25 protein-coding genes, 1 tRNA gene and 2 pseudogenes are annotated in these 22,285 nt (G+C 59.1%); 15 read left to right on the top strand and 13 right to left on the bottom strand.

The features are described 5' to 3' along the window. Positions 1-12: 12 nt before the first annotated feature. Both serS and cysG read left to right on the top strand, forming a co-directional pair. The gene (gene serS / locus ACI2KB_RS02355; RefSeq protein WP_404631001.1) at positions 13-1,293 is read left to right on the top strand and encodes a serine--tRNA ligase; all 1,281 of its coding nucleotides are present in this window, start codon (positions 13-15) and stop codon (positions 1,291-1,293) included. Then, complete coding sequence (cysG, locus tag ACI2KB_RS02350) at positions 1,294-2,688, top strand: siroheme synthase CysG (protein WP_404630999.1); 1,395 nt, start codon at positions 1,294-1,296, stop codon at positions 2,686-2,688. Positions 2,689-2,825: 137 nt separating this feature from the next. On the opposite strand, the gene ACI2KB_RS02345 is transcribed toward cysG, so the two are convergent. The 7 genes from ACI2KB_RS02345 to ACI2KB_RS02315 form a co-directional block, all read right to left on the bottom strand. After that, complete coding sequence (locus tag ACI2KB_RS02345; RefSeq protein ID WP_404630997.1) at positions 2,826-3,827, bottom strand: glutathione S-transferase family protein; 1,002 nt, start codon at positions 3,825-3,827, stop codon at positions 2,826-2,828. A 96-nt stretch (positions 3,828-3,923) separates the two neighbouring features. After that, positions 3,924-4,925, bottom strand: coding sequence for a glycosyl transferase family protein (locus ACI2KB_RS02340; protein ID WP_404630995.1), 1,002 nt, complete (start codon positions 4,923-4,925; stop codon positions 3,924-3,926). Continuing rightward, positions 4,922-5,257 (bottom strand): TusE/DsrC/DsvC family sulfur relay protein, encoded by a 336-nt coding sequence (locus ACI2KB_RS02335; protein ID WP_404630993.1) that lies wholly within the window; start codon positions 5,255-5,257, stop codon positions 4,922-4,924. The genes ACI2KB_RS02340 and ACI2KB_RS02335 overlap by 4 nt, the downstream gene beginning before the upstream one ends. Next, on the bottom strand, positions 5,254-5,553 hold the full coding sequence (tusB, locus tag ACI2KB_RS02330; RefSeq protein ID WP_404630991.1) for a sulfurtransferase complex subunit TusB: 300 nt from the start codon (positions 5,551-5,553) through the stop codon (positions 5,254-5,256). The genes ACI2KB_RS02335 and tusB overlap by 4 nt, the downstream gene beginning before the upstream one ends. Continuing rightward, positions 5,553-5,915, bottom strand: coding sequence for a sulfurtransferase complex subunit TusC (gene tusC, locus ACI2KB_RS02325; protein ID WP_404630989.1), 363 nt, complete (start codon positions 5,913-5,915; stop codon positions 5,553-5,555). The genes tusB and tusC overlap by 1 nt, the downstream gene beginning before the upstream one ends. Before the next feature lies 1 nt (position 5,916). Continuing rightward, positions 5,917-6,309 (bottom strand): sulfurtransferase complex subunit TusD, encoded by a 393-nt coding sequence (gene tusD / locus ACI2KB_RS02320; RefSeq protein ID WP_404630987.1) that lies wholly within the window; start codon positions 6,307-6,309, stop codon positions 5,917-5,919. A gap of 125 nt (positions 6,310-6,434) precedes the next feature. After that, complete coding sequence (locus ACI2KB_RS02315) at positions 6,435-7,109, bottom strand: Bax inhibitor-1/YccA family protein (RefSeq protein WP_404630985.1); 675 nt, start codon at positions 7,107-7,109, stop codon at positions 6,435-6,437. A 251-nt stretch (positions 7,110-7,360) separates the two neighbouring features. Here ACI2KB_RS02315 and ACI2KB_RS02310 point away from each other — a divergent pair. Next, a tRNA-Ser gene (locus tag ACI2KB_RS02310) sits at positions 7,361-7,451 on the top strand. A 20-nt stretch (positions 7,452-7,471) separates the two neighbouring features. Here ACI2KB_RS02310 and ACI2KB_RS02305 read toward each other — a convergent pair. From ACI2KB_RS02305 to ACI2KB_RS02295, 3 genes and pseudogenes are all read right to left on the bottom strand, one after another. Next, a complete protein-coding gene (locus tag ACI2KB_RS02305; protein ID WP_404630983.1) occupies positions 7,472-7,789 on the bottom strand; it encodes a hypothetical protein in 318 nt (105 codons plus the stop codon). Between the two features lie 427 nt (positions 7,790-8,216). Beyond that, positions 8,217-8,621: a hypothetical protein gene (locus ACI2KB_RS02300; protein WP_404631751.1), complete on the bottom strand. Its 405-nt coding sequence runs from the start codon at positions 8,619-8,621 to the stop codon at positions 8,217-8,219. Next, positions 8,622-8,905 (bottom strand): annotated as a pseudogene (locus ACI2KB_RS02295) (sensor histidine kinase); the annotation flags it as partial. A 203-nt stretch (positions 8,906-9,108) separates the two neighbouring features. Between ACI2KB_RS02295 and ACI2KB_RS02290 the strand changes: the two are divergent. The 4 genes and pseudogenes from ACI2KB_RS02290 to ACI2KB_RS02275 form a co-directional block, all read left to right on the top strand. Then, entirely contained in the window at positions 9,109-9,285 is a 177-nt protein-coding gene (locus ACI2KB_RS02290; RefSeq protein WP_404630981.1) for a hypothetical protein, read from the top strand. A gap of 127 nt (positions 9,286-9,412) precedes the next feature. Continuing rightward, positions 9,413-9,844 (top strand): DNA methylase, encoded by a 432-nt coding sequence (locus ACI2KB_RS02285; protein WP_404630979.1) that lies wholly within the window; start codon positions 9,413-9,415, stop codon positions 9,842-9,844. Beyond that, positions 9,841-10,569 carry a DUF72 domain-containing protein gene (locus ACI2KB_RS02280; RefSeq protein WP_404630977.1) on the top strand — a complete coding sequence of 243 codons (729 nt, stop codon included), beginning with the start codon at positions 9,841-9,843 and terminating at the stop codon, positions 10,567-10,569. The genes ACI2KB_RS02285 and ACI2KB_RS02280 overlap by 4 nt, the downstream gene beginning before the upstream one ends. Before the next feature lie 74 nt (positions 10,570-10,643). Then, a pseudogene (locus ACI2KB_RS02275) lies at positions 10,644-11,562 on the top strand (glutathione-independent formaldehyde dehydrogenase); the annotation flags it as partial. 69 nt (positions 11,563-11,631) lie between these two features. On the opposite strand, the gene ACI2KB_RS02270 reads toward ACI2KB_RS02275, so the two are convergent. Further along, on the bottom strand, positions 11,632-12,060 hold the full coding sequence (locus ACI2KB_RS02270; RefSeq protein WP_404630975.1) for a response regulator transcription factor: 429 nt from the start codon (positions 12,058-12,060) through the stop codon (positions 11,632-11,634). A gap of 235 nt (positions 12,061-12,295) precedes the next feature. Between ACI2KB_RS02270 and ACI2KB_RS02265 the strand changes: the two genes are divergently transcribed. The 3 genes from ACI2KB_RS02265 (at position 12,296) to ACI2KB_RS02255 (ending at position 14,986) form a co-directional block, all read left to right on the top strand. Further along, positions 12,296-13,474, top strand: coding sequence for a GGDEF domain-containing protein (locus ACI2KB_RS02265; RefSeq protein ID WP_404630973.1), 1,179 nt, complete (start codon positions 12,296-12,298; stop codon positions 13,472-13,474). 105 nt (positions 13,475-13,579) lie between these two features. Further along, on the top strand, positions 13,580-13,882 hold the full coding sequence (locus ACI2KB_RS02260) for a hypothetical protein (RefSeq protein ID WP_404630971.1): 303 nt from the start codon (positions 13,580-13,582) through the stop codon (positions 13,880-13,882). A gap of 105 nt (positions 13,883-13,987) precedes the next feature. After that, the gene (locus tag ACI2KB_RS02255) at positions 13,988-14,986 is read left to right on the top strand and encodes a bile acid:sodium symporter family protein (protein WP_404630969.1); all 999 of its coding nucleotides are present in this window, start codon (positions 13,988-13,990) and stop codon (positions 14,984-14,986) included. A gap of 293 nt (positions 14,987-15,279) precedes the next feature. Here the strand turns inward: ACI2KB_RS02255 and ACI2KB_RS02250 are convergent, their stop codons facing one another. Further along, the gene (locus ACI2KB_RS02250; protein ID WP_404630967.1) at positions 15,280-15,723 is read right to left on the bottom strand and encodes a hemerythrin domain-containing protein; all 444 of its coding nucleotides are present in this window, start codon (positions 15,721-15,723) and stop codon (positions 15,280-15,282) included. 210 nt (positions 15,724-15,933) lie between these two features. Here ACI2KB_RS02250 and ACI2KB_RS02245 point away from each other — a divergent pair, with 210 nt between their 5' ends. The 3 genes from ACI2KB_RS02245 to ACI2KB_RS02235 all read left to right on the top strand — a co-directional run bounded on the left by ACI2KB_RS02245 (position 15,934) and on the right by ACI2KB_RS02235 (position 19,164). Next, positions 15,934-16,875 carry an aliphatic sulfonate ABC transporter substrate-binding protein gene (locus ACI2KB_RS02245; RefSeq protein WP_404630965.1) on the top strand — a complete coding sequence of 314 codons (942 nt, stop codon included), beginning with the start codon at positions 15,934-15,936 and terminating at the stop codon, positions 16,873-16,875. Between the two features lie 15 nt (positions 16,876-16,890). Beyond that, positions 16,891-18,216 carry an LLM class flavin-dependent oxidoreductase gene (locus tag ACI2KB_RS02240; protein ID WP_404630963.1) on the top strand — a complete coding sequence of 442 codons (1,326 nt, stop codon included), beginning with the start codon at positions 16,891-16,893 and terminating at the stop codon, positions 18,214-18,216. Positions 18,217-18,444: 228 nt separating this feature from the next. Beyond that, a complete protein-coding gene (locus ACI2KB_RS02235) occupies positions 18,445-19,164 on the top strand; it encodes an alpha/beta hydrolase (protein ID WP_404630961.1) in 720 nt (239 codons plus the stop codon). A 145-nt stretch (positions 19,165-19,309) separates the two neighbouring features. Here the strand turns inward: ACI2KB_RS02235 and ACI2KB_RS02230 are convergent, their stop codons facing one another. Beyond that, positions 19,310-20,164, bottom strand: a complete 855-nt coding sequence (locus tag ACI2KB_RS02230) for a LysR substrate-binding domain-containing protein (protein WP_404630959.1) — start codon at positions 20,162-20,164, stop codon at positions 19,310-19,312. Positions 20,165-20,560: 396 nt separating this feature from the next. On the opposite strand from ACI2KB_RS02230, the gene ACI2KB_RS02225 reads away from it, so the two are divergent. Beyond that, on the top strand, positions 20,561-21,403 hold the full coding sequence (locus tag ACI2KB_RS02225) for a transporter substrate-binding domain-containing protein (RefSeq protein WP_404630957.1): 843 nt from the start codon (positions 20,561-20,563) through the stop codon (positions 21,401-21,403). Positions 21,404-21,432: 29 nt separating this feature from the next. Continuing rightward, positions 21,433-22,281 (top strand): transporter substrate-binding domain-containing protein, encoded by an 849-nt coding sequence (locus ACI2KB_RS02220; RefSeq protein ID WP_404630955.1) that lies wholly within the window; start codon positions 21,433-21,435, stop codon positions 22,279-22,281. Positions 22,282-22,285: the final 4 nt, after the last annotated feature.

Here is a 22,285-nt window from a genome sequence, read left to right as displayed (position 1 = left end):
CGAGAGACCGATATGCTCGATTCCAAACTGTTACGTACCCAGCTTCAGGACGTAGCGGATCGCCTGGCTTCCCGTGGCTTCACACTGGACGTGGCCCGCATCGAAGCGTTGGAAAACCAGCGCAAGACTGTGCAGACCCGCACTGAGCAGCTTCAGGCCGAGCGTAACGCCCGTTCTAAATCCATCGGCCAGGCCAAGCAGCGCGGTGAAGACATCGCGCCGCTGATGGCCGACATCGATCGCATGGCTGAAGAGCTGACCAATGGCAAGAAGGAGCTGGACGGCATTCAGTCCGAACTCGACGCCATGCTGCTGAGCATGCCGAACCTGCCGCACGAATCCGTGCCGGTCGGTGCTGACGAAGAAGAGAACGTCGAAGTGCGCAAATGGGGCACCCCGACGGCCTTCGATTTTGAGGTTAAAGATCACGTCGCACTGGGCGAGAAGTTCGGCTGGCTGGATTTCGAAACCGCCGCCAAGCTGTCCGGCGCCCGTTTCGCCCTGCTGCGTGGCCCGATTGCCCGCCTGCACCGCGCACTGGCGCAGTTCATGATCACCACCCACATCAATGAACACGGTTACGAAGAGGCTTACACCCCATACCTGGTTCAAGCCCCTGCGCTGCAAGGCACGGGTCAGTTGCCGAAGTTCGAAGAGGATCTGTTCAAGATCGGTCGCGAAGGCGAAGCGGATCTGTACTTGATCCCAACCGCTGAAGTGTCGCTGACCAACATCGTGGCCGGTGAAATCGTCGACGCCAAGCAACTGCCACTGAAGTTTGTGGCCCACACCCCATGCTTCCGCAGCGAGGCGGGTGCGTCGGGTCGTGACACGCGCGGCATGATCCGTCAGCACCAGTTCGACAAGGTCGAGATGGTGCAGATCGTCGAGCCGGAAAAATCCATGGAAGCCCTGGAAAGCCTGACCAGCAACGCCGAGCGCATCCTGCAACTGCTGGAACTGCCGTATCGCGTACTGGCCCTGTGCACTGGCGACATGGGTTTCAGCGCCGTGAAGACGTATGACCTGGAAGTGTGGATTCCGAGCCAGGACAAATACCGCGAGATTTCCTCGTGCTCCAACTGTGGTGATTTCCAGGCCCGCCGCATGCAAGCCCGCTGGCGTAACCCGGAAACCGGCAAGCCTGAGCTGGTTCACACCCTCAATGGCTCGGGCCTGGCGGTGGGTCGTACCCTGGTCGCCGTGCTGGAGAACTACCAGCAGGCCGACGGTTCGATTCGCGTGCCGGAAGTCCTGAAGCCGTGGATGGGCGGTATCGAGGTCATCGGCTAAATGGAATTTCTGCCACTGTTCCACAACCTTCGGGGTGCCCGTGTGCTGGTGGTGGGCGGCGGCGAGATTGCCTTGCGCAAGTCTCGCCTGCTGGCCGATGCCGGGGCGATCCTGCGGGTGGTTGCACCCGAGATCGGAACGGAGCTGCGCGAGCTGATCGACAGCAGCGGTGGCGAACAGACTCTGCGTGGCTACAACGAAGCCGATCTGAACGGTTGCGTGCTGATCATCGCGGCCACGGACGACGAATCCCTCAATGCACAGGTGTCCAGCGATGCCCGTGCGCGTGGGGTGCCGGTCAATGTGGTGGACGCGCCTGCGTTGTGCAGCGTGATCTTTCCGGCCATCGTCGACCGTTCGCCGTTGGTGATCGCGGTGTCCAGCGGTGGCGATGCGCCGGTGCTGGCGCGACTGATCCGCGCCAGGATGGAAAGCTGGATTCCGCCGACTTATGGCCATCTGGCCGGTCTGGCGGCGAGGTTTCGCCACCAGGTGAAGAAGCTGTTTCCGAATGTTCAGCAACGCCGGGCATTTTGGGAGGACGTGTTTCAGGGGCCTATCGCTGATCGCCAATTGGCCGGGCAGGGGGCTGAAGCCGAACGCCTGTTGCAGGCCAAGCTCGACGGCGAGCCGCCAGTTGCGTCAGGCGAGGTTTACCTCGTCGGCGCGGGGCCGGGTGATCCAGACCTGCTGACTTTCCGTGCCTTGCGACTGATGCAGCAAGCAGATGTCGTGCTGTATGACCGTCTGGTAGCTCCTGCGATTCTCGAACTGTGCCGCCGTGATGCCGACCGTATTTATGTCGGAAAGAAGCGCGCGGATCACGCGGTGCCTCAGGATCAGATTAATCAGCAGTTGGTTGACCTGGCCAAACAGGGCAAACGCGTGGTGAGGCTCAAAGGGGGCGACCCGTTCATCTTTGGTCGAGGCGGCGAGGAAATCGAAGAGCTGGCGGCTCATGGCATTCCGTTTCAGGTGGTGCCTGGTATCACAGCAGCCAGCGGTTGTGCGGCGTACGCCGGAATTCCGCTGACCCATCGCGACTATGCGCAATCGGTGCGTTTCGTGACGGGACACTTGAAGGACGGCACCAGCGATCTGCCGTGGAAAGACCTGGTGTCGCCTGCGCAGACTCTAGTCTTCTACATGGGGTTGATCGGTCTGCCGATCATTTGCAGCGAACTGGTCAAGCACGGGCGTTCTGCCGACACGCCAGCCGCACTGATTCAGCAAGGCACCACGTCGAACCAGCGCGTCTTCACCGGCACCCTGGCCAACCTGCCGCAACTGGTGGCGGAGCATGAAGTGCATGCGCCGACGCTGGTCATCGTGGGGGAGGTGGTGACGTTGCGGGACAAGCTGAAGTGGTTTGAAGGGGCTCAGGGGACCGTTTGACCCCAGCATACCCTTAAGCCAGGAGCAATACCTGTGGGAGCCGGCTTGCTGGCGAAAGCGGTGTATCAGCCACCATCACAGTGACTGAATTACCGGTTTCGCCAGCAAGCCGGCTCCCACAATAATTCGTGTCGTCCTCAACCGTTCTGCAAAATCCCTTGCCCGCTCAACCGCCCACGGTCATGCGCGCCACTGAAATCCTGCTCCGGCCCTTTCGGCACCACGCCCGTCGGGTTGATGGTGGCGTGGCTGGCGTAGTAGTGGTGCTTGATGTGCTGGAAGTCGACCGTGTCGGCCACACCTGGTAGCTGATACAGCTCTCGCAGCCAGTTGCTCAGGTTCGAGTAGTCGGCGATCCGGCGCAGGTTGCATTTGAAGTGGCCGTGATACACCGCATCGAAGCGAATCAGCGTAGTGAACAGGCGTACGTCGGCTTCGGTCAGGTACTCGCCCGCCAGATAGCGCTTCTCGCCCAGCAGCTTTTCCAGAACGTCCAACTCGGCAAATACCTCATCGAACGCCTCTTCGTACGCGCCTTGCGACGTCGCAAAACCTGCGCGATACACGCCGTTGTTCACGGCAGGGTAAATGCGGTCGTTCAGCCGATTGATTTCGGGGCGCAGTGCCTCGGGATAGAGGTCCAGCGTGTTGCCGGTCAAGTCGTTGAACGCCGAGTTGAACATGCGGATGATTTCCGATGACTCGTTGCTGACGATCCGGTTGAGCTTCTTGTCCCACAGCACTGGCACGGTCACACGGCCGGTGTAGTCGGCGGTGTCTGCCAGGTAGCGCTGATACATGTAGGTGTGACCGTCGAGGGCGTCGCCCGTCGACCCGGTCTGTTTGTCGAAGGTCCAGCCGTGTTCGCACATCAGCCAACTGACCACAGACACATCGATCAGGCCTTCCAGCCCTTTGAGCTTGCGCACGATCAGCGTGCGATGCGCCCACGGGCAAGCCAGGGAAACATACAGATGATAGCGACCGGCTTCGGCCTTGAAGCCACCTTCGCCGGAAGGCCCCGGGCGCCCATCAGCGGTGACCCAGTTGCGACGTTTGGCTTGTTCGCGCTGAAACGCCCCGTCTTTGCTGCTTTCATACCACTGGTCGTGCCAGCGTCCTTCAATGAGAAGGCCCATGTCTGACTCCAATAACTGTGTACGTTCGTACGTTGGAGACCAGTCTAAAGACAATCGTTCGAAGAAATAGCGCAAAGAATGGGGTGTAATGATCGATTAAATCGATTTATCTCGGGTCGCCCAATACTGCTCGGCACGCTCGAAGGCTTCAGCGCGAGGCATTCCAAGGCCTCGCAGGGCCAAAGCGATGGTAGAGATCAGCGCCAGTTGCGGGTAGCTGTCTTCGGTTTCACCCTTCCAGATGGCGACGAGTTGCTGTGGATCAAGGCTGGCCGGTTTGACGTGGCGACGCTCCGACAGCGCGGGCCATTCCTCGTCCCATGGCTGGCCATCCGTAGTGCCATAGAGGTGACTGATGGTGTCCGGGTTGATTTCCACTTCGCCGCCATCGCCCTTGATCACAATGGAGTGATCGCCCAGCAGGCTGCTGGCATCGCGGTGAACGGCCTGATAACCGGGGTGGAAAATGCTTTGCAGGCCACAACGTGCATTTAGCGGGTTGAGAATGCGAGCCAACGAATGAATTGGCGAGCGCAGGCCCAAGGTGTTGCGCAAATCGATCATGCGTTGCAACTGCGGCGCCCAGTCACCCAGCGGAATGAAGGCGATGTTGTGGTGCTGCAACGCCTCGTCTACGGCGTTCCAGTGGCGGCAGAGTGGAATGCCCAGCAGGTCCAGCAATTGCTCGCTGTACAGACGGCCCGCTGTGTGGGCACCACCGCCGTGCATTAAAACCTTCACGCCATTTTGAGCAAGGCATTTGGCCGCGAGCAGATACCACGGTAAATGGCGCTTTTTACCCGCATAGGTCGGCCAATCGATATCGACTGTTATCGGAGGGGCGGTCAGACGCTGACGCACTGCCTCAGTGAAACCGGCCAGCTCTTCAGCGGATTCTTCCTTGTGACGCAGCAGCATCAGGAAAGCGCCGAGCTGGGTGTCCTCGACTTTTTCGTCGAGCACCATGCCCATGGCTTCGCGGGCTTCCTCGCGGGTCATGTTGCGCGCGCCGCGTTTGCCTTTGCCCAGAATGCGCACGAACTGCGCAAACGGGTGCTCGGCTGGGGTTTCAGTGACGAGGGGGGCGAATTCGGTCATAAGCAATTGGTCGGCTTGGGCAGGCCCGCCAGCTTGGCGGCGAGTTTGGCGGGAGTGCCATTGAACAGACGGTTCAGGTGCAGGCTGTTGCCTTTTTCAGGGCCGAGCTTCTGCGCTGTGTACTTCACCAGCGGACGGGTTGCCGGAGAGAGCTGGTACTCGGCATAAAACGCCCGCAGCACCGTCAGGATTTCCCAGTGATCGGGCGTCAGGGCGATGTCTTCTTCCAGCGCCAGTGCCTCAGCCACGCCATTGGACCAGTCATTGAGGTCGGCGAGGTTGCCGTCTTTGTCCAGCGCGATGGTACGCCCGTCGACGATGAGTTGTTTCATAACCAGGTGTTGACCTTGTCGTAGCTCACCGACAGTTCGACGAAACCGGGGTAATCCACGAGGGTGACCCAGTCTGGCAGTGCAAGGTTTCGGGCCTTGGCGTCCTCATCGAGCACGAACAGTCGCAGGCTCTCGGCCTTGGCGTCCAGCAACTGGCGTGCTGCCGTTGCCGCGTTCAGGGCATAGGTCGCGTCGCCGCACAGCAAAATCGCGTCCTCATGGCCGAGCACCCGCAGGCAACTGCTCAGGCGGGTGTCAGCGAAGGGGGAGTGGGATAACACATGCAAGGTCGACATCAGATCGTGATCACCTGGTCATAACGGTCGATGAGCGCTGCAATCTCTTGATCGCGCAGCCCACCCAACGACTCAACGCTCAGTTCGGTGGACAACAGGCCGCGTTCCGCCAGGCTGGTGTGGCAGGCGAACAGTTCTTCGACACCGAACATCTCCAGCGCCTGAAGGTTGGCTGTCAGGTCTTTCTGTTGCAGCGTTTTGGCGTCTTGCGAGGGCAACAACTGCAACACGCCATCGTCGAGAAACAGCATGCCCACTGGCAGATCGAATGCGCCGCCCGCCAGCGCGATGTCCAACGCCTCGCGAGCGCTTGGGCCTGACCAGGGCGATTGGCGGCTGATGATCAATAGCGATTTAGGCATCTCAAGGCCCTCCAAAGCTGATCAGGCGATCGGCGGCTTGCACGGCATCGTGCAGTTGCCCCAGGCCGGACAAATCCCACGGTGGGGTGAGGTTGGCGGCTGGCCGTGAATAACGGTCGGCTTCCTCCTGATTCAACACGCCGCGCCGCAAGCCGGCCGCGATGCACACCACCCCATCCAACTGATGAATGGTGACGAACTCGCGCCACTGGGCAGGGATGTCTAGCTCGTCCTGGGGCGTCACGACGTTGGCTGACGCGCTGTGCACGCCGTCCTGATAAAAGAACAGCCGCACGATCTCATGCCCGGCGGCCAGCACGGCCTGTGCGAACAGCAACGCACGGCGCGAAGAAGGCGCGTGAGCGGGTGAATAAAGGGCGATGGCGAACTTCATGACAGGCTCGGTCAGCGGATGGCAGGAGTGAATGGAGCCAATGATAAAGAATTCAACGGGCCTACACAGTAACCAGATAGCAAAAAGCCCGCCGAAGCGGGCTTTTTGTCGGGGCGCTATAGCGATCAGTCGTCGCTGCTGCCCATGATGCCGAATATCTGCAACAGGCTGATGAACAGGTTGTAGATCGACACATACAGGCTGATGGTCGCCATGATGTAGTTGCGTTCGCCGCCGTGGATGATGGCGCTGGTCTGGAACAGGATGCACACCGACGAGAACAGGACGAAACCTGCGCTGATCGCTAGTTGCAGCCCACTGATCTGGAAGAACATGCTCGCCAGTACCGCGGCCAGCAGGACGAAGAAACCGGCGGTGATGAAACCACCGAGGAAGCTCATGTCCTTGCGGGTGATCAACACGTAGGCCGACAGGCCACCGAATACCAGCGCAGTCATGGCGAATGCCGAAGAGACGACTTCAGCACCGCCTTGCATGCCCAGGTAACGATTGAGGATCGGACCGAGGATGAATCCCATGAAACCGGTCAGCGCGAACGCCGACACCAGACCCCACGCCGAATCGCGCAGTTTGTTGGTCAGGAAGAACAAGCCGTAGAAGCCGATCAGCACCACGAACACGTTCGGGTAGCGAACGTTCATCTGCTGTGCGACAAAAGCCATGATGCCACTGAAGGCAAGGGTGAGGGCCAGAAGGCCGTAGGTGTTGCGCAGGACGCGGCTAACCTCTAGCTGCTCGACCTGCACGCGGTTGTTGACTGCGTAATCCTGTTCGCGCATGGCGCTACTCCTGATGGTTGAAATGAGCGGTTTGAAATCTCAAGTTGCAAAGATCATAACAGAGCCTACGGGCGAGGCGAGTCGGAGAGTTTGACAGCTTGTTTCATTACGGTATTATGGCGCCCGCTACGCGATTGGAGGTGTGGCTGAGTGGGTAAAGGCAGTGATCTGGAAAGCTGCCGATTGTGACCGGTATCCGAGTTCTTATCTCAGCCTGGTTGCCCACTACACCTCTGTTATCAGCAGCATCCGGGAAATTGGCAGAGTGGTTGAATGCACCGGTCTTGAAAACCGGCGTACGTTAATAGCGTACCCAGGGTTCGAATCCCTGGTTTCCCGCCACACTCAGTAAAATCAAGGGCTCAGAGCAATCTGGGCCCTTTTTTTGTCCGAGAATCCCCTAGACGGATCGTACTCCTCACCTGTCTCCGGTCGAGTGTGCGTTTGTGTGGGCTGTCATCGACTTTTCTTTCAATCGCATCAGCGGCGCGGTCGAGTTTTTCGACATCCTGCTCCTTTGTACGGATGGATGACGGCGTAACGATCTCATCCACGGCACGGGTTTGTTTCTCTTCGTCCGCTATGTCTCGTTTGACAACGTCGACAGGCTTGCCCGACGCGTCCACAGCGGGAGCCTTTGGTGAGAGGTCATCAGAGGGTTTGGATTTATCGATGCTCATGTCATAAATCTCCTGGGAGTTGTAGGTAGGAGACCGGTCACCGGTGTGAGTTCACTCGATTCGTTGTCCGACTGCAGTCGGCCGCGCGGAGGCGCTGGGGCGAAAGATGAAGCGGGACCGGCCATCGATCGGGAATGCGAAACAAGTTTAATTTCTCATTCCCTAACGGTTACCTGACCTGCGGATGTAAACGATGCCTGGCACTGTACTGTTGGTTGAAGACGAGGAGATGCTTCGCTCATTACTTGTCGAGGCATTGACCCTGATCGAGCTGGACTCCGTTGAATGCGTCAATGCGGAGACTTTTATCGGGTAGTCATTGAGCGCCTGAAAGACTAACGGTGGGCCTATAGTGTTAGGCTATTGAGGCTTGAATTTTTAAGAGAAGGGAGTTTGGGCAGAACGCTGTCGACCGCTTTTAAAGCGATCAGGCATAACGCAATTCAGTCACATACTTGTGCAATAGCTTGCTCGCTGCGGATTTGACATTCCCAAGCGTTCGGAAGATGGAAAGCAGCCATAGACGAAATGGGAGAAGTGCCAAGCTGTTGTCGCGCTGTACCGCTGCGCATTGGTAAACGCTATCCTGAGCCGCTTCCAAGGCAAGCTCTGACGCGGTGAAGGCGTTTACGTCGGCCAGCTCCATTTCCAGCAAGGGCTTCATAGTCTCCAAAACCTCGGCAGAGTCATCCACCAGTAACACCCTTACGCCCTCCAGCATGCCTTCCGACGATTGATCGTCCTCGGAATTCGATAACAATTCGGTCGTCGTGAGCGGGAAACGGACTGTGAAAGTGCACCCCTTACCGATGCCCGCTGAATGGACGTGCACGGTCCCGCCGTGAGCCTCCACGAGCTGTTTTACCAAGAACAGCCCGATTCCCAAGCCTTACCAAAAAGGTCGAACACCTTATCCAGATGCTCTGGTGCGATACCTGCTCCACTGTCAGCGACGTCCAATACGACTTCGTCGTTTGTCTTCCGGCCTGTGATATGGATCGACCCTGATTCAGGGGTGAATTTGATGGCGTCGTTGAAAAAATCATCTCTGCGCCTTTGTTCCAGCCCGTCACGACACCCGCTTCGTCCTGGATGATGATGCGTAATCGCGCGCACTTTCCGCGACCAGGCTGACCCTGCCGTCGAAGGCTGCGTAAGGAGAAGACATGTCGGATGTGGAGGCCAACGATTCGGTGTCTCAGGAGCATCTGCCTCAGCGCTGAGGCATAACCGGATGACAGTTGGGCTGAACTTTGGCGTGCCCTCAGCTTCTCTTCTGGACTCACGCGGATAAACGTACGCCTGGCGAGGGCACTCGAATGAATAGCGTATGGCGCAGTATCCCGGTGTTTTCCGCCTGGTTGGTGTTGATCGTCGGGATCATTCTGTTCGCGGGAGGCGTGTGGCTGGTGGTCTCTGGGGGATCGCCTTATCGCCTCCTGGCAGGGGTTGCCTCGATTGTGACCGGCACAGGGCTGATCAAGGGGCGACATTGATCATTATGAGGCATGGTGTGGCAGGGTCGGGAACAGAGGCGTGGGCACGACTCACCCGTGAAGGGCAACTCCGGACCACGTCTGGAGGCGATGTCGAAGCCTTTGCCCTGTCTGGAGGAGGTGAGCGATGAGCAAGATTATCAGTGCGACGGATCTAGGCATTCAGTTGGGCAAGGATGACGAACATGCCTTGTTCAAATGGTTGATCGCAAGCTTCTTGATGGGCAAGAGAATCCGCGCACAGCTCGCCGTCGAGGCCTATAAAGTGATCGTTGAGCATCATGAGCGTGATACGCCTCGCAAGCTTGTGATGTGCACCCACTCGCAGTTGGTCAAAATGCTGGGCGAGGGCGGTTACGCGCGATATGACGAGTCCACTGCCGAGCGTCTGCTGAAGTTGAGCAAAAAGCTGATCGATGAGTATGGGGGCAAGCTCATCAACATCCGTGAAGCGAGCGAGAATCAGGCGGATTTTGAGATGCGGCTGGCAGCGTTTGAAGGCATCGGCCCGAAGACCGTTGAGATTTTCATGCGCGACGCCCGAGAAGTGCTCTTTTGAACGCCAGGCAGCTATACGTAGGATGCGCCGGCTGGACGCTTGGTCGTGAATATGGGTCAGAGTTTGAAACCGTTGGGAGCCATCTGGAACGCTACTCCAGAAGGCTCGACGCCATCGAAATCAACAGCTCTTTCTACCGCTCCCACAGACCTGCCACCTACAAACGATGGGCGTCATCGGTGGGTTCCGATTTCAGGTTTTCAGTGAAAATGCCCAAATCGATTACTCATGAATGCCGCTTGGAAAACTGTTTTGATCTCCTCGACAGCTTTCTCTCAGAGTGCGGCGAGCTCGGAGGGCATCTTGGGTGTTTGCTGGTTCAATTGCCCCCTTCCTTGGTTTACGACACGCGCCGTACGAGCCCGTTTTTTGAAAGGCTCCGTGCAAGATTTTCTGGGCATGTCGTTATCGAGCCGCGCCACCCGACTTGGATTGAAGCCGATCGGCTATTGATCGAGCACAAGATCGCACGAGCAGCCGTCGACCCGCCCAGGATGGACGTCGACAGCTCACCGGGCGGATGGCCAGGCCTTCGCTACTGGCGGCTGCATGGCTCGCCCAAAATCTATTACAGCGACTACGCGCAAGGCTGGCTTGAAGAGAAAGCGGCGCAGATCGTGTCCAGCGCCATCGAGGGATCGCCGACCTGGTGCATTTTCGATAACACTGCCCAAGGTGCTGCATTGGGCAACGCCTTGCTCATGCAGCGACTCCTGAATCGTTGAATTTCCCGGCAGCGGTCTAGTCGTTGAGTTCGTGGCAGTCCCGACACCTCGCCCGATGAGGATTAGCCGCATAACGCCTAAAGGTCGGTGACCGAGTGTGTCTGCCATTCAACATCGGTTGCGGATTTTGTGAAAACTGCGAAAAAGGCTACCGGCTTTTGCCTCACCGCAAACCCGGGCAGTGCAGGGGCCGCCTACGGTTTCGCCGATATGGGGCCGTATCAGGGTGGGCAGGCCGAACTCCTGCGAGTGCCTTATGCAGACTTCAATTTGCCTGGTGCTTCCCGAAGATGCGCTGGAGCGCGAGAACGATTACGTCTGCTGTCCGATATCTTCCCCACAGGCTGGCACGCCACCGAGCTGGCCGGGCTCTTGCCCGGGGAAAGTATCGCCATTTACGGGGCAGGCCCAGTGGGGCTCATGGCAGCCCACTCGGCGATGATCAAAGGCGCTTCTCAAGTCTTCGTGGTCGACAATCATCCTGATCGTTTGAAGCTAGCCGCGCAGTTAGGTGCGACACCGATCAATTCGCTGGAGAAGGAAGCGGTCGATCAGATCCTTAACCTGACTCACGGCAAAGGCACTGATCGGGGGGGCGAATGCGTAGGTTACCAGTGTTGCGACAAACACGGGCATGAGATTAACCACCTGACGATGAACAATCTGGTCGCCTCGACCAAACCTACCGGTGGCATCGGCGCGGTCGGGGTCTTTGTGCCGCAGGATCCCGGCGCGCAAAATGACTTGGCGAAAGAGGGCAAGATGGCCTTCGACTTTGGCGCGTTCTGGTTCAAGGGGCAGCAAGTCCGAACCGGGCAAGCCAACGTTAAAGCGTACAACCGTCGTCAGGCCGAGCTGATCCACCATGGCCGTGCCAAGCCCTCCCAGATCATCTCTCACAGTCTGAAACTGTCGGAGGGGCCAGACGCTTACAAGCACTTCGATGCCCGGGACGAAGGCTGGACGAAGGTCATTCTCAAGCCAGCAGCCTGAGGTGATCTCACCGGAAATGTTGGACGGCTTTTATGGCCGAGGTGCTTGAGTCCCGTATTCCAAAGAGCTTCAGCTACGTGGCAACGCCACGTCACTTTGGCGCGCGCTGATTGCCTCCTTCAGGGTCGACAGCAGCAGCTCTTCGGAAAAGGGCTTGGACAGGCAGGCGTGGGCGCCGCATTCATAGGCTTCGGCCGTGGCGGCGTCGTTCCAGAAGGCAGACATGCAGACAATCGCAGGCCCTGCGGGTGTCGACTGCAAATGACGTTGCACGTCGATGCCTTGCATGCCGTCCATTCTTGAGTCGATCAGCACGCAATCGGGAGCATTCGCCGCCAAGGACTGGATGAATGCGTCACCCGAGGCGAAGCTGGCGGTGGTGTAGCCCACAGCGCTGAGGAGATTGACCAAGCTTTTGCGCACCCGTAAATCGTCGTCAACAATGCTGATGGACCACTCGGCGGGTGAATGGGGCAGTCCTACGTTCGATGAGCACACATTCCTGTTCCTGCGGTCAGTGACCGCCCAATGATCGATAAAACGATGCGAAGCCTCGCGGCACTCAGTTAGCTGGCAATGGGGCGGCCTTTACATCATCGCTTTCCATCGATGCTGAAATAGCAGAAACGTGCGGAAAATATTTCAAACAGACGTTAACCGTTCAGGCACAAAACCTGCTTTGGACGCATACAATGACGCCTCTCCACCGCATTTCTGAAAGGCCAGGCAGTTTATGGCGCTCGACCCTATCACCCTGTTGACCCTCTCGATCGCCCTCGCGGCCGCCGCAGCGCTGTATCTGGCGGCCGAATGGCGTCACGTCAGGGAAGCGTCACTGGTTTTCTGGAGCGCCGGTTTTGCGACGATCACCGTGGGTTCGACCCTGGCGTTGCTGCGCAGCAGCGGCGTTCTGTTGATCGGCATCTGGTTCGCCAATGGCTTGCTGGTGACGGCGCATTGGCTGTTCTTGCTGGGCGTCGCGCGCTTTACCAAAGCGAAGCTGTCCCGAGGCTGGTACCTGATTTTCGCGGTCTGGGTCGGCATGTTGCTGCTGCCGGAAGCGCCCTGGTGGTCGAAGGTGATGCTGGCGGTCAACTCGTCGCTGGTGGCGCTGCTGATGTTCAAGGCCAGCGCGCTGCTGCGGCCCCACGGCAAATCCCTGAGCGTGGGCGCCGGGCAGTTGCGTTACGTGCTGTTGGGACACGGCTTGTTTTATCTGGCCAAGGCGATTACGGCTGTGATGCCGGGGACCTTGATCGATCTGGCGGCATTTCGCGGGGAAATCATTCAGATTTCGCTGGTCGAGGGGGCCATGGCGATCATGATGATTGCGCTGTCGATGACCGGTTCCGAACGCTATCGTCGGGAAAAACGCATCGAACGGCTGGCCGCCCGAGATCCGCTCACGGCGTTGTACAACCGCCGAGCGCTGGAAGTGCGCGCCCCACGTTTGCTTGAGGATGTCTCGGCTTCGCGCCCTGGGGCGTTGCTGCTGATCGACATCGACAACTTCAAGTCGGTCAACGACCTGCACGGGCACATTGCCGGTGATCAATTGCTGATTACCCTCGGCGAGATGATTCGTTCGCTCCTGCCCAACGGCTCGCTGGCCGCGCGGCTTGGGGGCGACGAGTTCGTGATTCTGCTGAACGATGCTTCTCGCGAGCAGGTTGTCGAGTTGGGTGAGCGGTTGCGCCAGCGTTTTCATGACGCCGCATCGCAAGCCTTCGCAACCCCCGAGGCCGTAACCCTGAGCATCGGCGCCAACCTGTTCGATCAGGCGCCAGCCAGCCTGGGGGCGCTGATCGAGCAAGGCGATGCCGCGCTGTATGACTCCAAGCGGGGCGGGCGCGACAGTATTCGTCTGGTGGACCGCACCCACGCTGTTGGAGCCACTTCGCGGGTGTCCTGACGTCACGGGCGTGCAGTTGGTCTGAATGGTTTCACGTCGGCTTGGCACTGGTCTGAACATTGCTATGACCTTGAGGCAGGGCGCCGCAATCACCGGTTTTTGACGTTGACGCCGCCTTGCGACTTCCCCGCAGCCATGTATCGGCGCGCCACCGATCCGCGCGCCCTGGAGCCCGTTGTGAGCACCCTCTCGGAAATTGCAGCAAACCTGTTGAAGCGTGAACGTATGGCAGAAGCGGCCAATGAAAGCAGCGCCGCACCGCAGGGGATGGGCTGGCAGGAACTGTTGGCGTTGTCGCAGGAAAAGGACATTCACAAATGGCAGGCCGCGCTGAATGAACTGATCGCCGACAATCCGGGAAAGCGCCGTGTGACCGTGTTGCGGGTGATTGAGGGCGGACTGGCCTGAGCAGGCTGTCCTTTACGCGCTATTAATGGACTCATTGGCGTTAGTCGGCACTTGTCTTGAGGCGTACAGTCGCAACACTGTCCATGCCTTGACCGGATAACGTCCATGAGTCGTCCTCGCTTTCTCCCTGATAACTTCACCCTGACGCTGGTCGCCGTGGTGATCATCGCCAGCTTCCTTCCCGCCAGCGGCCAGGTCGCGGTCGGCTTCAGTTGGCTGACCAACATTGCCATCGCACTGCTGTTTTTCCTCCATGGCGCCAAGCTGTCCCGTGAATCGATCATCGCGGGCGCCGGCCACTGGCGCTTGCACCTGTTGGTGTTCGGCCTGACCTTCGTGATTTTTCCGTTGTTGGGCCTGGCGCTCAAGCCGGTACTGTCCCCGCTGATCGGCAAAGACCTGTACATGGGTATCCTGTACTTGTGTGCGTTACCTGCCACCGTGCAATCGGCCATCGCCTTCACGTCGCTGGCGCGTGGCAATATCCCGGCGGCGATATGCAGTGCAGCGGCTTCCAGCCTGTTCGGTATTTTCATCACGCCGCTGCTGGTGACCTTGCTGCTGAACGTGCACGGCGACGGCGGCTCGACAGTTGATGCCATCGTGAAGATCAGCATTCAATTGCTGCTGCCGTTCGTGGCCGGTCAGATCGCCCGCCGCTGGATTGGCGCGTGGGTGGGGCGTAACAAAAACTGGCTGAAATACGTCGACCAGGGGTCGATCCTGCTGGTGGTGTACGGCGCGTTCAGTGAGGCGGTGAACGAAGGCATCTGGCACAAGATTCCGCTGTGGGACCTGGCCGGTCTGGTGGTGGTGTGCGGCGTCGTATTGGCGCTGGTGCTGGCCATCTCCACTGTGCTGGGCAAGGCGTTCGGCTTCAGCCAGGAGGACCGCATCACCATTCTGTTCTGCGGTTCGAAGAAAAGCCTGGCGACCGGCGTGCCAATGGCGCAGGTGTTGTTCGCAGGCAGCACCATCGGCGTGTTGATTTTGCCGTTGATGCTGTTTCACCAGATTCAACTGATGGTCTGTGCGGTGCTGGCCCAGCGTTATGCCAAGCGGACCGAGCCGGTGCCGGAGTTGATGGCGCAGGTGGATCCGTAACGAGTGTTGACTCATTCCTGTGGCAGCGCCGAATGGTATGAGTCGAATGCAACTCCTGTGGGAGATTCTATGGTGGCTGGTCAACAGCATTCGCCAGCAAGTCGGCTCCCACAGATTTAGCGTCGAACATTAGATTTGGATTCGGCGTGATACCTGTGGGAGCCGGCTTGCTGGCGAATGCGTCAGATCAGACACTGACGCGTTGAATGACACACTGCCTTCGCCAGCAAGCCGGCTCCCACAAAAGCCACGCAGGATCCCAGAGTCTTCGTCCCACAGAGATGAGGGGTAGCTCAGTCCTCCGCCAACTGCTCTTCATACTCCTTCACATAGCGCCCCGCCAACGCCTCTTTCTGCTTGTCATCCAGCAGCTTCCCGGCCATTTGAAAGAATTTCTGCTCTTCTTCCTTCAAATGGTGATGCACTTTCTCCGACAGCTTCTTCGCCGTCGCCAGCCAGGCTGGGCTGGACATGTCGGTTTGATCGAGTTCTTCCATCATCTCGTCCATTTCATGGTGTTCCGAGATCGCATGGCGGCTGAGGTCGACGCCGTTGTCGTATTCCATCAACGGGATATAAAAGAAACGCTCTTCTGCGGTTTCGTGGGCCTGTAGCTCGGCTTTAAGCTGCTCATAGGCCTCGACCCGTTCTTTACTGTCACCGTGGGTCTTGATCAGGGCGTCAGCATAACCGCGCTGGCGATCATGGCTTTCTCTCAGGGCTTCGAAAATGTTCATGCTTACGTCCTCGGTCAGGTTCGGGTTGCTCAGTGCTAGACCGTTTCGGTCGATCAAGCGTTCCATGGCGCGGCGGGCATAAGCTTAGAGCTATACGTTTCTTTCATAATTCCTGCCTGTTTTTATAATCAAAAGGACTTTGAGAACGTGCGCTCATAGCGTTGTGTACTGAGCGCGTCCGTCCGACACCTCTGAAAACCAAGGATTGTCATGTCCCTCCGAAAACTCTTCGTGGCCGCTGCGCTGCTGTTGACCACTGTTGCGGCGCAGGCCGAGCAGGTCATCAATATTGGCTACCAGCGCTCGTCGACGCTGTGGATCCTGCTCAAGAATGATGGCCAGATCGAACAGCGACTCAAGCCGCTGGGGTTTACCGTCAACTGGCATGAATTCAGCAGCGGCCTGTTGAGTGCAATGAACGCCGGCAGCGTCGATCTGCATGCCGATGTAGCAGACGCTTTCGCGCTGTTCACCCAGGCTGCCAATACGCCGCTGACCTACTACGCCCGCGAAAATCCGTCGCCGAGCGCCCAGGCGATCATTGTGCAAGACGGCTCGCCGATTCACAGAGTGGCTGACCTCAAGGGCAAGCGCGTGGCCGTGTCCAAAGGTTCGGGCAGCAATTTCCTGTTGATTTCGGCCCTCAAGAAAGCCGGATTGACCCTGGCCGATATCACCCCGGTGTACCTCGAAGCGCCCGACGGCGTAGCGGCCTTTTCCAGCGGCAATGTCGATGCGTGGGCGATCTGGGACCCGTTCCTGGCGACGCAGCAGCGCGAGCATCATGTGCGCGTGATCGCCGATGGCAGTGAGGGTGTGGTCAATTACAACCGTTTCTACGTCGCCAATACGAGTTTCGCCAAGGCCCACCCGGAGGTGCTGCAAGTGGTGTTCGACACCCTTCACGATGCCGGGCAGTGGGTCAAAGGCCATCCCAAGGAGGCGGCAAAAAACCTCGCGCCGCTGTGGGGCAATATTCCGCCTGAAACCGTGGAACTGGCCAACAGCCGCCGCAGCTACGACATCGTGCCGGTCAAGATCGACCAGTTGGCCGAGCAACAGCGCATTGCCGACTATTACTACGACGCGAAGCTGATTCCCAAACCGCTGAAGATTTCCGACATCACCGTCTGGACGCCCAAGGCCAAATAACTCAGGAGCAGCTTCATGAGTCGTCAAATTCACCTGTCGGCGTTTCTTCTGAGCGGGCCGGTCATTCACAGTCACGCGGCATGGCGTCACCCGGAAACCGTTGGCGACTACCTCGATCCCGACTACTACGCGCGCACCGCTCGCGTGGTGGAGGAAGGGTTGTTCGATTTTCTTTTCTTCGCCGATCGCCTTGCGGTGGGCGACCAGATGGGCGGCTCTCGCGAGACCGCGCTGCGCTATGGCGCCCAGGACGCCACGCGGCTGGACCCGTTGCCGATCCTGTCGTATCTGGTCGGTCAGACGCGCAAACTGGGTCTGGGTGCCACGCGTTCGACCACCTACTACGAGCCTGCACACATCGCCCGCGAATTCGCCACCCTCGATCATCTGTCAAAGGGCCGTGCGGCGTGGAACATTGTCACCTCGATGAACGACAGCGAAGGGCGCTTGTTCGGCAAGGACAAGCACCTGGAACACGATCTGCGTTATGACCGCGCCGATGAATTCGTCGAAGTCGCGCTCAAACTGTGGAACAGCTGGGCGCCAGGAGCGTTGAAGCTGGACCGCGAAAATGGCGTGCTGGCCGATCCGTCGAAGATCACTTCCGTGCAGCACCAGGGTGAGTGGTTCAAGGTTGAGGGGCCGCTGAATATTCCGCGCACGCCGCAGGGCAGGCCAGTGTTGATTCAGGCCGGATCGTCCGGGCGCGGGCGTCGGTTCGGCGCACGCTGGGCCGAGGCGATTTTCACCATTCATCCGCATTTGAAGGCCATGCAGGCATTCCGCGAAGACGTGCGCGGGCAGGTTGTGCAGCAAGGGCGCAGTGCCGACAGTTGCAAGGTGTTGACGGCGGTGATGCCGTTCATTGGCGGCAGCGAAGCCGAGGCGAGGGCCAAGCGCGATAAGCACAATGCGTTGGCGCGGCCGGAGTTGGGGCTGGTCACATTGGCTTCGCAGTTAAATGTGGACCTGTCACCGTTCTCGCTGTTTTCGACCTTGGCCGAAGTCGCCCGCGCGCCTTCGATTCACCCGGCAGCGGCGGAAAAACTGCTGATGCAGGGACCGGACACCACACTGGAAGAGCTGGGCAGGATCTTTGCCAGCAGCGTCCGCGTGCCCCAATTGGTGGGCACCGGTGCTCAGGTGGCTGATCAACTGGCCGAGTTGTTCACTCAGGGTGGCTGCGATGGTTTTGTGATCTCGCCTGCGTATTTGCCGGGGTCGTTCAGCGAGTTCGTTGAAAGCGTGATTCCGCATTTGCAGCGCAAAGGGTTGTTCCGCACGGCGTATGAAGGCTCAACGTTGCGAGAGCATCTAGGGTTGGCGGCGTTGAATGATTGAAACGCTACCTCTGCAGCAGCATGGCTTGCCTGCGGTAGCGATTTCAAATACGTCACCGCCGGCAAACGGAACGCCGCCCGGCCGTGCTGCTAAAGGGGGATCTGTGTTTGCTGCAAAAATCTTCACGCTGTACAGCGATCTGACAGCATCCCCCGGTCGATTGCGGGCTGACATCCGAAACATGCTGCGTATGATGGGCCGACGTTTTTCTCAAAGGGCCTGTCCTCAATGATGAAGTTTTTTGCCGCGCTGCTCTGTGTCTTCACAGGCTTCGCCCGTGCTGAACCTGCGTTGCTCACCGACCTCGCCCTGCCTTATCTCGCGGCAGCCCCTGCCGATTCCAAAGACAAACCGCTGATCATCTTCCTGCATGGCTACGGCAGTGACGAGGGCGATTTGTTTGGCATCAAGGACGAATTGCCGAAGGACGCCACCTACCTGTCGGTGCGCGCGCCGCTGGAGGTCGATGGCGGTGGCTACAAGTGGTTCACCCAGGACACCGACCAGGCCGAATACGAAGGCGTGACCAGCGATGTCGACAAGAGCACCGACCTGCTCAGGACCTTTATCGAACAGGCCACGGAAAAGTACGCCACGCAGCCGAACAAGGTAATTCTGGTGGGCTTCAGCCAGGGCGCGATGATGAGTTATCAGATCGGTTTGCAGCACCCGGAACTGGTGCGTGGCATTGCGCCGTTGAGTGGCAAGATTCTCGCGTCGCTCAATGCGAAGCTCAAAGCGGAGGACCGACTCAAGGCCTTGAAGGTTTTCATCGGCCATGGTGAAGCGGACAACCGCGTGCCGTTTACTGGGGCGACCGAAGCGCGCACGGTGTTGGAAAATCTGCTGATCAGCCCGGAGTTTCACTCCTACGCGGGGGCGGGGCACACCATTACGTCGGATGAGGTGCGGGATTTGAAGCGGTGGGTTGAGGCGCAGTTGAAGTAACGCGTTCTCCAGCGGTATACACATACCCCCTGTGGGAGTGAGCTTGCTCACGAAGGCAGATGGCCGGGCACTGCATGTGCTGTGACTGTACTGGCCCTATCGTGAGCAAGCTCACTCCCACAGGTCAGGTGATTACTTTGAGCAATCACAACCCCTGACTCCCCCGAATCAACTCATACGCCCGCCGCGCCAGCGGGTTCACGGTGTTGGGGCGGATCCACAGGTGGTAGGTCACGTCCGGCAGCCTCGGCAGGCCATCGGCTTCCCCTAACACCCGCATGTCCGGCCCGAGCATTTCCATGCTGCGGGCCGTCACCCCCAGTCCTGCGCGGGTCGCGGCCTTGATGCCGATCAGGTTCGACGCCAGATACGCCTGCCGCCAGGCAATGTTCGCCCGCTCCAGCGCTTCGATGGCGTAGCGCCGATAGATGCTCGGCTCGTCCACCAGAATCAGCGGAATCGGCTCGTTCGGCACGTGCTGGTATTGCGCCGAGCAGATCCACCACACCGGCGACGTGCGCAGGGCGAAGCCTTCCAGGCCGGGGTCTTCGCGGGTGGAAATCACCATGTCGACCTTGCCGCGGTGCAGGTCTTCCATCAGGAACGGGCTGCGGCCCACGTCGATTTCCAGTCGCAGCTTCGGCGCGGAGCGGGCGATGTGGCTGAGAATCGGCGGCAGGATGGTGTCGGCAATGTCGTGGGGCGAGCCGATGCGCAAGACGCCGCTGAGGCTGCTTTCGCGTAATGAATTCAAGGCGTCGTCGTTCAGCGACAGCATCTGACGGGCGTGGCGCAGCAGTTGGCGACCCGGCTCGGTGAGCTGTTTCTGGCGGCCCTGCTTCTGAAACAGGCTGACGCCGATCTGTTGCTCCAGACGCTGCATGTGCTGGGTCACCGACGACTGCGTGCGCGACAACTGCGCACCGGCCCCGGCGAAGCTGTGGTGGTCGACGACGGCGACGAAGGTGCGCAGCAGTTCGAGGTCGAGGGTGGTGGACATGAATTTTCACTCATCACAGGGGCTGGAATACGGTCTTTGTGGGAGCCGGCTTGCTGGCGAAAGCGGTGTGTCATTCATCATCTCTGAGTCCGGATTGACGCCATTCGCCAGCAAGCCGCTCCCACGTAAATGTGTTTGATCAACCCAGTCTGTTACATCAGTCGAGAGGGTTAATACATTACGGATATTTATGGTTTTTAAAAGCGCTATTCAGATAAGTAGCTTTTCGGCCAATAATTACTGGCTTATTCCATTTTGTTCCACCCTTCAAAACCAGAAAGTTATAACCATATTTGATATTTGAATTTCCGTTCCCCGTATACCCTCCCTAGCATGCCGGTCATGACGAGGCGCTGAGACAAGCGCCCGGCCGATGACCATTCGAGGGGAAAGTCCATGCCATACACGCGCTCGCCAGTTACCCGTTTTCTGCCCTTGCTGATGGGCGCCGCCGTGGCCCTGGGTGCCAGTGTCGCGGCCTATGCCGATGCCACGCTGGACAAGATCGAGCAACGCCACCGCCTGGTGGTCGGCGTGTTGCTGTCGGGCGGGCCGTTCGGCTCCATCGACCCGAGCAACCAGAAACCCAAAGGCCTGAACGTCGACATGGCCGAAGACTTGGGCCGCCGGTTGGGCGCAGAAGTCGAGCTGGTGCCGGTGCTGCCCGCCAATCGCGTGCAGTTTCTGCAACAGGGCAAGGTCGATCTGCTGATTGCCAACATGGAGTGGACCCCGGAGCGCGGCCAGCAACTGGGCTTCGTGCCGACGCCGTTCTATCGCGTTGGCGGCACGGCAGTCGTGCTCAAGGACAGCAAGATCACCCGTTGGGAAGACCTCAAGGGCCAGCCGGTCTGCACCTCCCAAGGCAGCAGCTACGTCAAGCCGCTGACCGAATACGGCGCACAACTCAAGGCGTTCAAAAGCTCCTCCGAATCCCTGCTGGCCCTGCGCGGTAACAACTGTGTCGCCGCTGTGCACGACGCCACGCTGATCAATCCACTGGTCGCCGACAGCCCTGAATGGAAGGACTACCGCGCCATTGCCCCGGAACTGAACCCGGCGCCATCCGTGATCTGGACCCGTCCCGGCGAGACCGACACCCAGGCCAAACTCGATGCCATCGTCAAAGACTGGCACCGCACTGGCTGGCTAATCGAGGGCGAGAAACGCCACCACATCACCCCGGCGTCTCCGGCGTTGGTCGAGCTGCATGACACATTTCAGGCCGCTGGCGCCTGAGCCGTTCTCTAATAATTAAGGCATATGGTATGAGCAACGTTTCATTCGGCAAGACGCTGGCGGCTATCGGCCTTTGCATCGGTTTTGCCTTGAGCACCAGCGCGGCCCACGCCGACGCGACGCTGGACAAGATCCAACAGCGCCACAAGATCAGTATCGGCGTGATCCTCAGCGGCCCACCGTTCGGCACCATCGACCCTAAAACCGGTGAACACCTGGGTTACAACGTCGAGCTGGCCAAAGGCATTGCGCAGAAACTGGGCGTCGAGGTCGAAACGGTTTCAGTGTTGGCGCCCAACCGCGTGCAGTTTTTGCAACAGGGCAAGGTCGACATCCTGATCGCCAACATGCAGTACACCGACGAGCGCGCCGAGATTCTCGATTACGTGCCTACGCCTTATGAGGAGGTCGGCGGCGCCGCGCTGATGCACAAAGGCGCGGGCATCACGAAGTGGGAAGACCTCAAGGGCAAGCCGGTCTGCGTGTCTCAGGGCAGCAACTTCATCAAGCCGTTGCAGGAAACCTATGGCGCGCAGATCAAGGCGTTCCGCAGCCAGTCCGAATCGCTGCTGTCCTTGCGCGGCAATGGTTGCGTGGCGGCGGTGCACGTCAGCCCGACCATGCACACGCTGCTGAGTGACCCGGAATGGGCCGATTACAACATCCCGCTGGCCAGCGACCTGATCCCGTCGAAATCGGTGATCTGGGTGCGCAAGGGCGAGCACGACACGCAGGCGAAACTCGACGCGATCATCCGTGACTGGCATCGCAGCGGCTGGCTGATCGAGGTGGGCGAGCGCACCGGCATGGCGCCGTCCCAGGCCCTGCGTGATCTGCACGAGCAATTCCGCAACGCCGCGCCATTGGCCTCTCAATAAGGAG

The sequence above is a fragment of the Pseudomonas sp. NPDC088444 genome, from assembly GCF_044900175.1.
Taxonomy (GTDB): Bacteria; Pseudomonadota; Gammaproteobacteria; order Pseudomonadales; family Pseudomonadaceae; genus Aquipseudomonas.
This window is presented reverse-complemented; position numbering and strand designations above follow the sequence as displayed.

Excerpts from the sequence above, each read along its gene's own strand:
- serS (WP_404631001.1), top strand. The coding sequence starts at position 13 with ATGCTCGATTCCAAACTGTTACGTACCCAGCTTCAGGACGTAGCGGAT.
- cysG (WP_404630999.1), top strand. The coding sequence starts at position 1,294 with ATGGAATTTCTGCCACTGTTCCACAACCTTCGGGGTGCCCGTGTGCTG.
- ACI2KB_RS02345 (WP_404630997.1), bottom strand. The coding sequence starts at position 3,827 with ATGGGCCTTCTCATTGAAGGACGCTGGCACGACCAGTGGTATGAAAGC.
- ACI2KB_RS02340 (WP_404630995.1), bottom strand. The coding sequence starts at position 4,925 with ATGACCGAATTCGCCCCCCTCGTCACTGAAACCCCAGCCGAGCACCCG.
- ACI2KB_RS02335 (WP_404630993.1), bottom strand. The coding sequence starts at position 5,257 with ATGAAACAACTCATCGTCGACGGGCGTACCATCGCGCTGGACAAAGAC.
- tusB (WP_404630991.1), bottom strand. The coding sequence starts at position 5,553 with ATGTCGACCTTGCATGTGTTATCCCACTCCCCCTTCGCTGACACCCGC.
- tusC (WP_404630989.1), bottom strand. The coding sequence starts at position 5,915 with ATGCCTAAATCGCTATTGATCATCAGCCGCCAATCGCCCTGGTCAGGC.
- tusD (WP_404630987.1), bottom strand. The coding sequence starts at position 6,309 with ATGAAGTTCGCCATCGCCCTTTATTCACCCGCTCACGCGCCTTCTTCG.
- ACI2KB_RS02315 (WP_404630985.1), bottom strand. The coding sequence starts at position 7,109 with ATGCGCGAACAGGATTACGCAGTCAACAACCGCGTGCAGGTCGAGCAG.
- ACI2KB_RS02305 (WP_404630983.1), bottom strand. The coding sequence starts at position 7,789 with ATGAGCATCGATAAATCCAAACCCTCTGATGACCTCTCACCAAAGGCT.
- ACI2KB_RS02290 (WP_404630981.1), top strand. The coding sequence starts at position 9,109 with ATGAATAGCGTATGGCGCAGTATCCCGGTGTTTTCCGCCTGGTTGGTG.
- ACI2KB_RS02285 (WP_404630979.1), top strand. The coding sequence starts at position 9,413 with ATGAGCAAGATTATCAGTGCGACGGATCTAGGCATTCAGTTGGGCAAG.
- ACI2KB_RS02265 (WP_404630973.1), top strand. The coding sequence starts at position 12,296 with ATGGCGCTCGACCCTATCACCCTGTTGACCCTCTCGATCGCCCTCGCG.
- ACI2KB_RS02255 (WP_404630969.1), top strand. The coding sequence starts at position 13,988 with ATGAGTCGTCCTCGCTTTCTCCCTGATAACTTCACCCTGACGCTGGTC.
- ACI2KB_RS02250 (WP_404630967.1), bottom strand. The coding sequence starts at position 15,723 with ATGAACATTTTCGAAGCCCTGAGAGAAAGCCATGATCGCCAGCGCGGT.
- ACI2KB_RS02245 (WP_404630965.1), top strand. The coding sequence starts at position 15,934 with ATGTCCCTCCGAAAACTCTTCGTGGCCGCTGCGCTGCTGTTGACCACT.
- ACI2KB_RS02240 (WP_404630963.1), top strand. The coding sequence starts at position 16,891 with ATGAGTCGTCAAATTCACCTGTCGGCGTTTCTTCTGAGCGGGCCGGTC.
- ACI2KB_RS02235 (WP_404630961.1), top strand. The coding sequence starts at position 18,445 with ATGATGAAGTTTTTTGCCGCGCTGCTCTGTGTCTTCACAGGCTTCGCC.
- ACI2KB_RS02230 (WP_404630959.1), bottom strand. The coding sequence starts at position 20,164 with ATGTCCACCACCCTCGACCTCGAACTGCTGCGCACCTTCGTCGCCGTC.
- ACI2KB_RS02225 (WP_404630957.1), top strand. The coding sequence starts at position 20,561 with ATGCCATACACGCGCTCGCCAGTTACCCGTTTTCTGCCCTTGCTGATG.
- ACI2KB_RS02220 (WP_404630955.1), top strand. The coding sequence starts at position 21,433 with ATGAGCAACGTTTCATTCGGCAAGACGCTGGCGGCTATCGGCCTTTGC.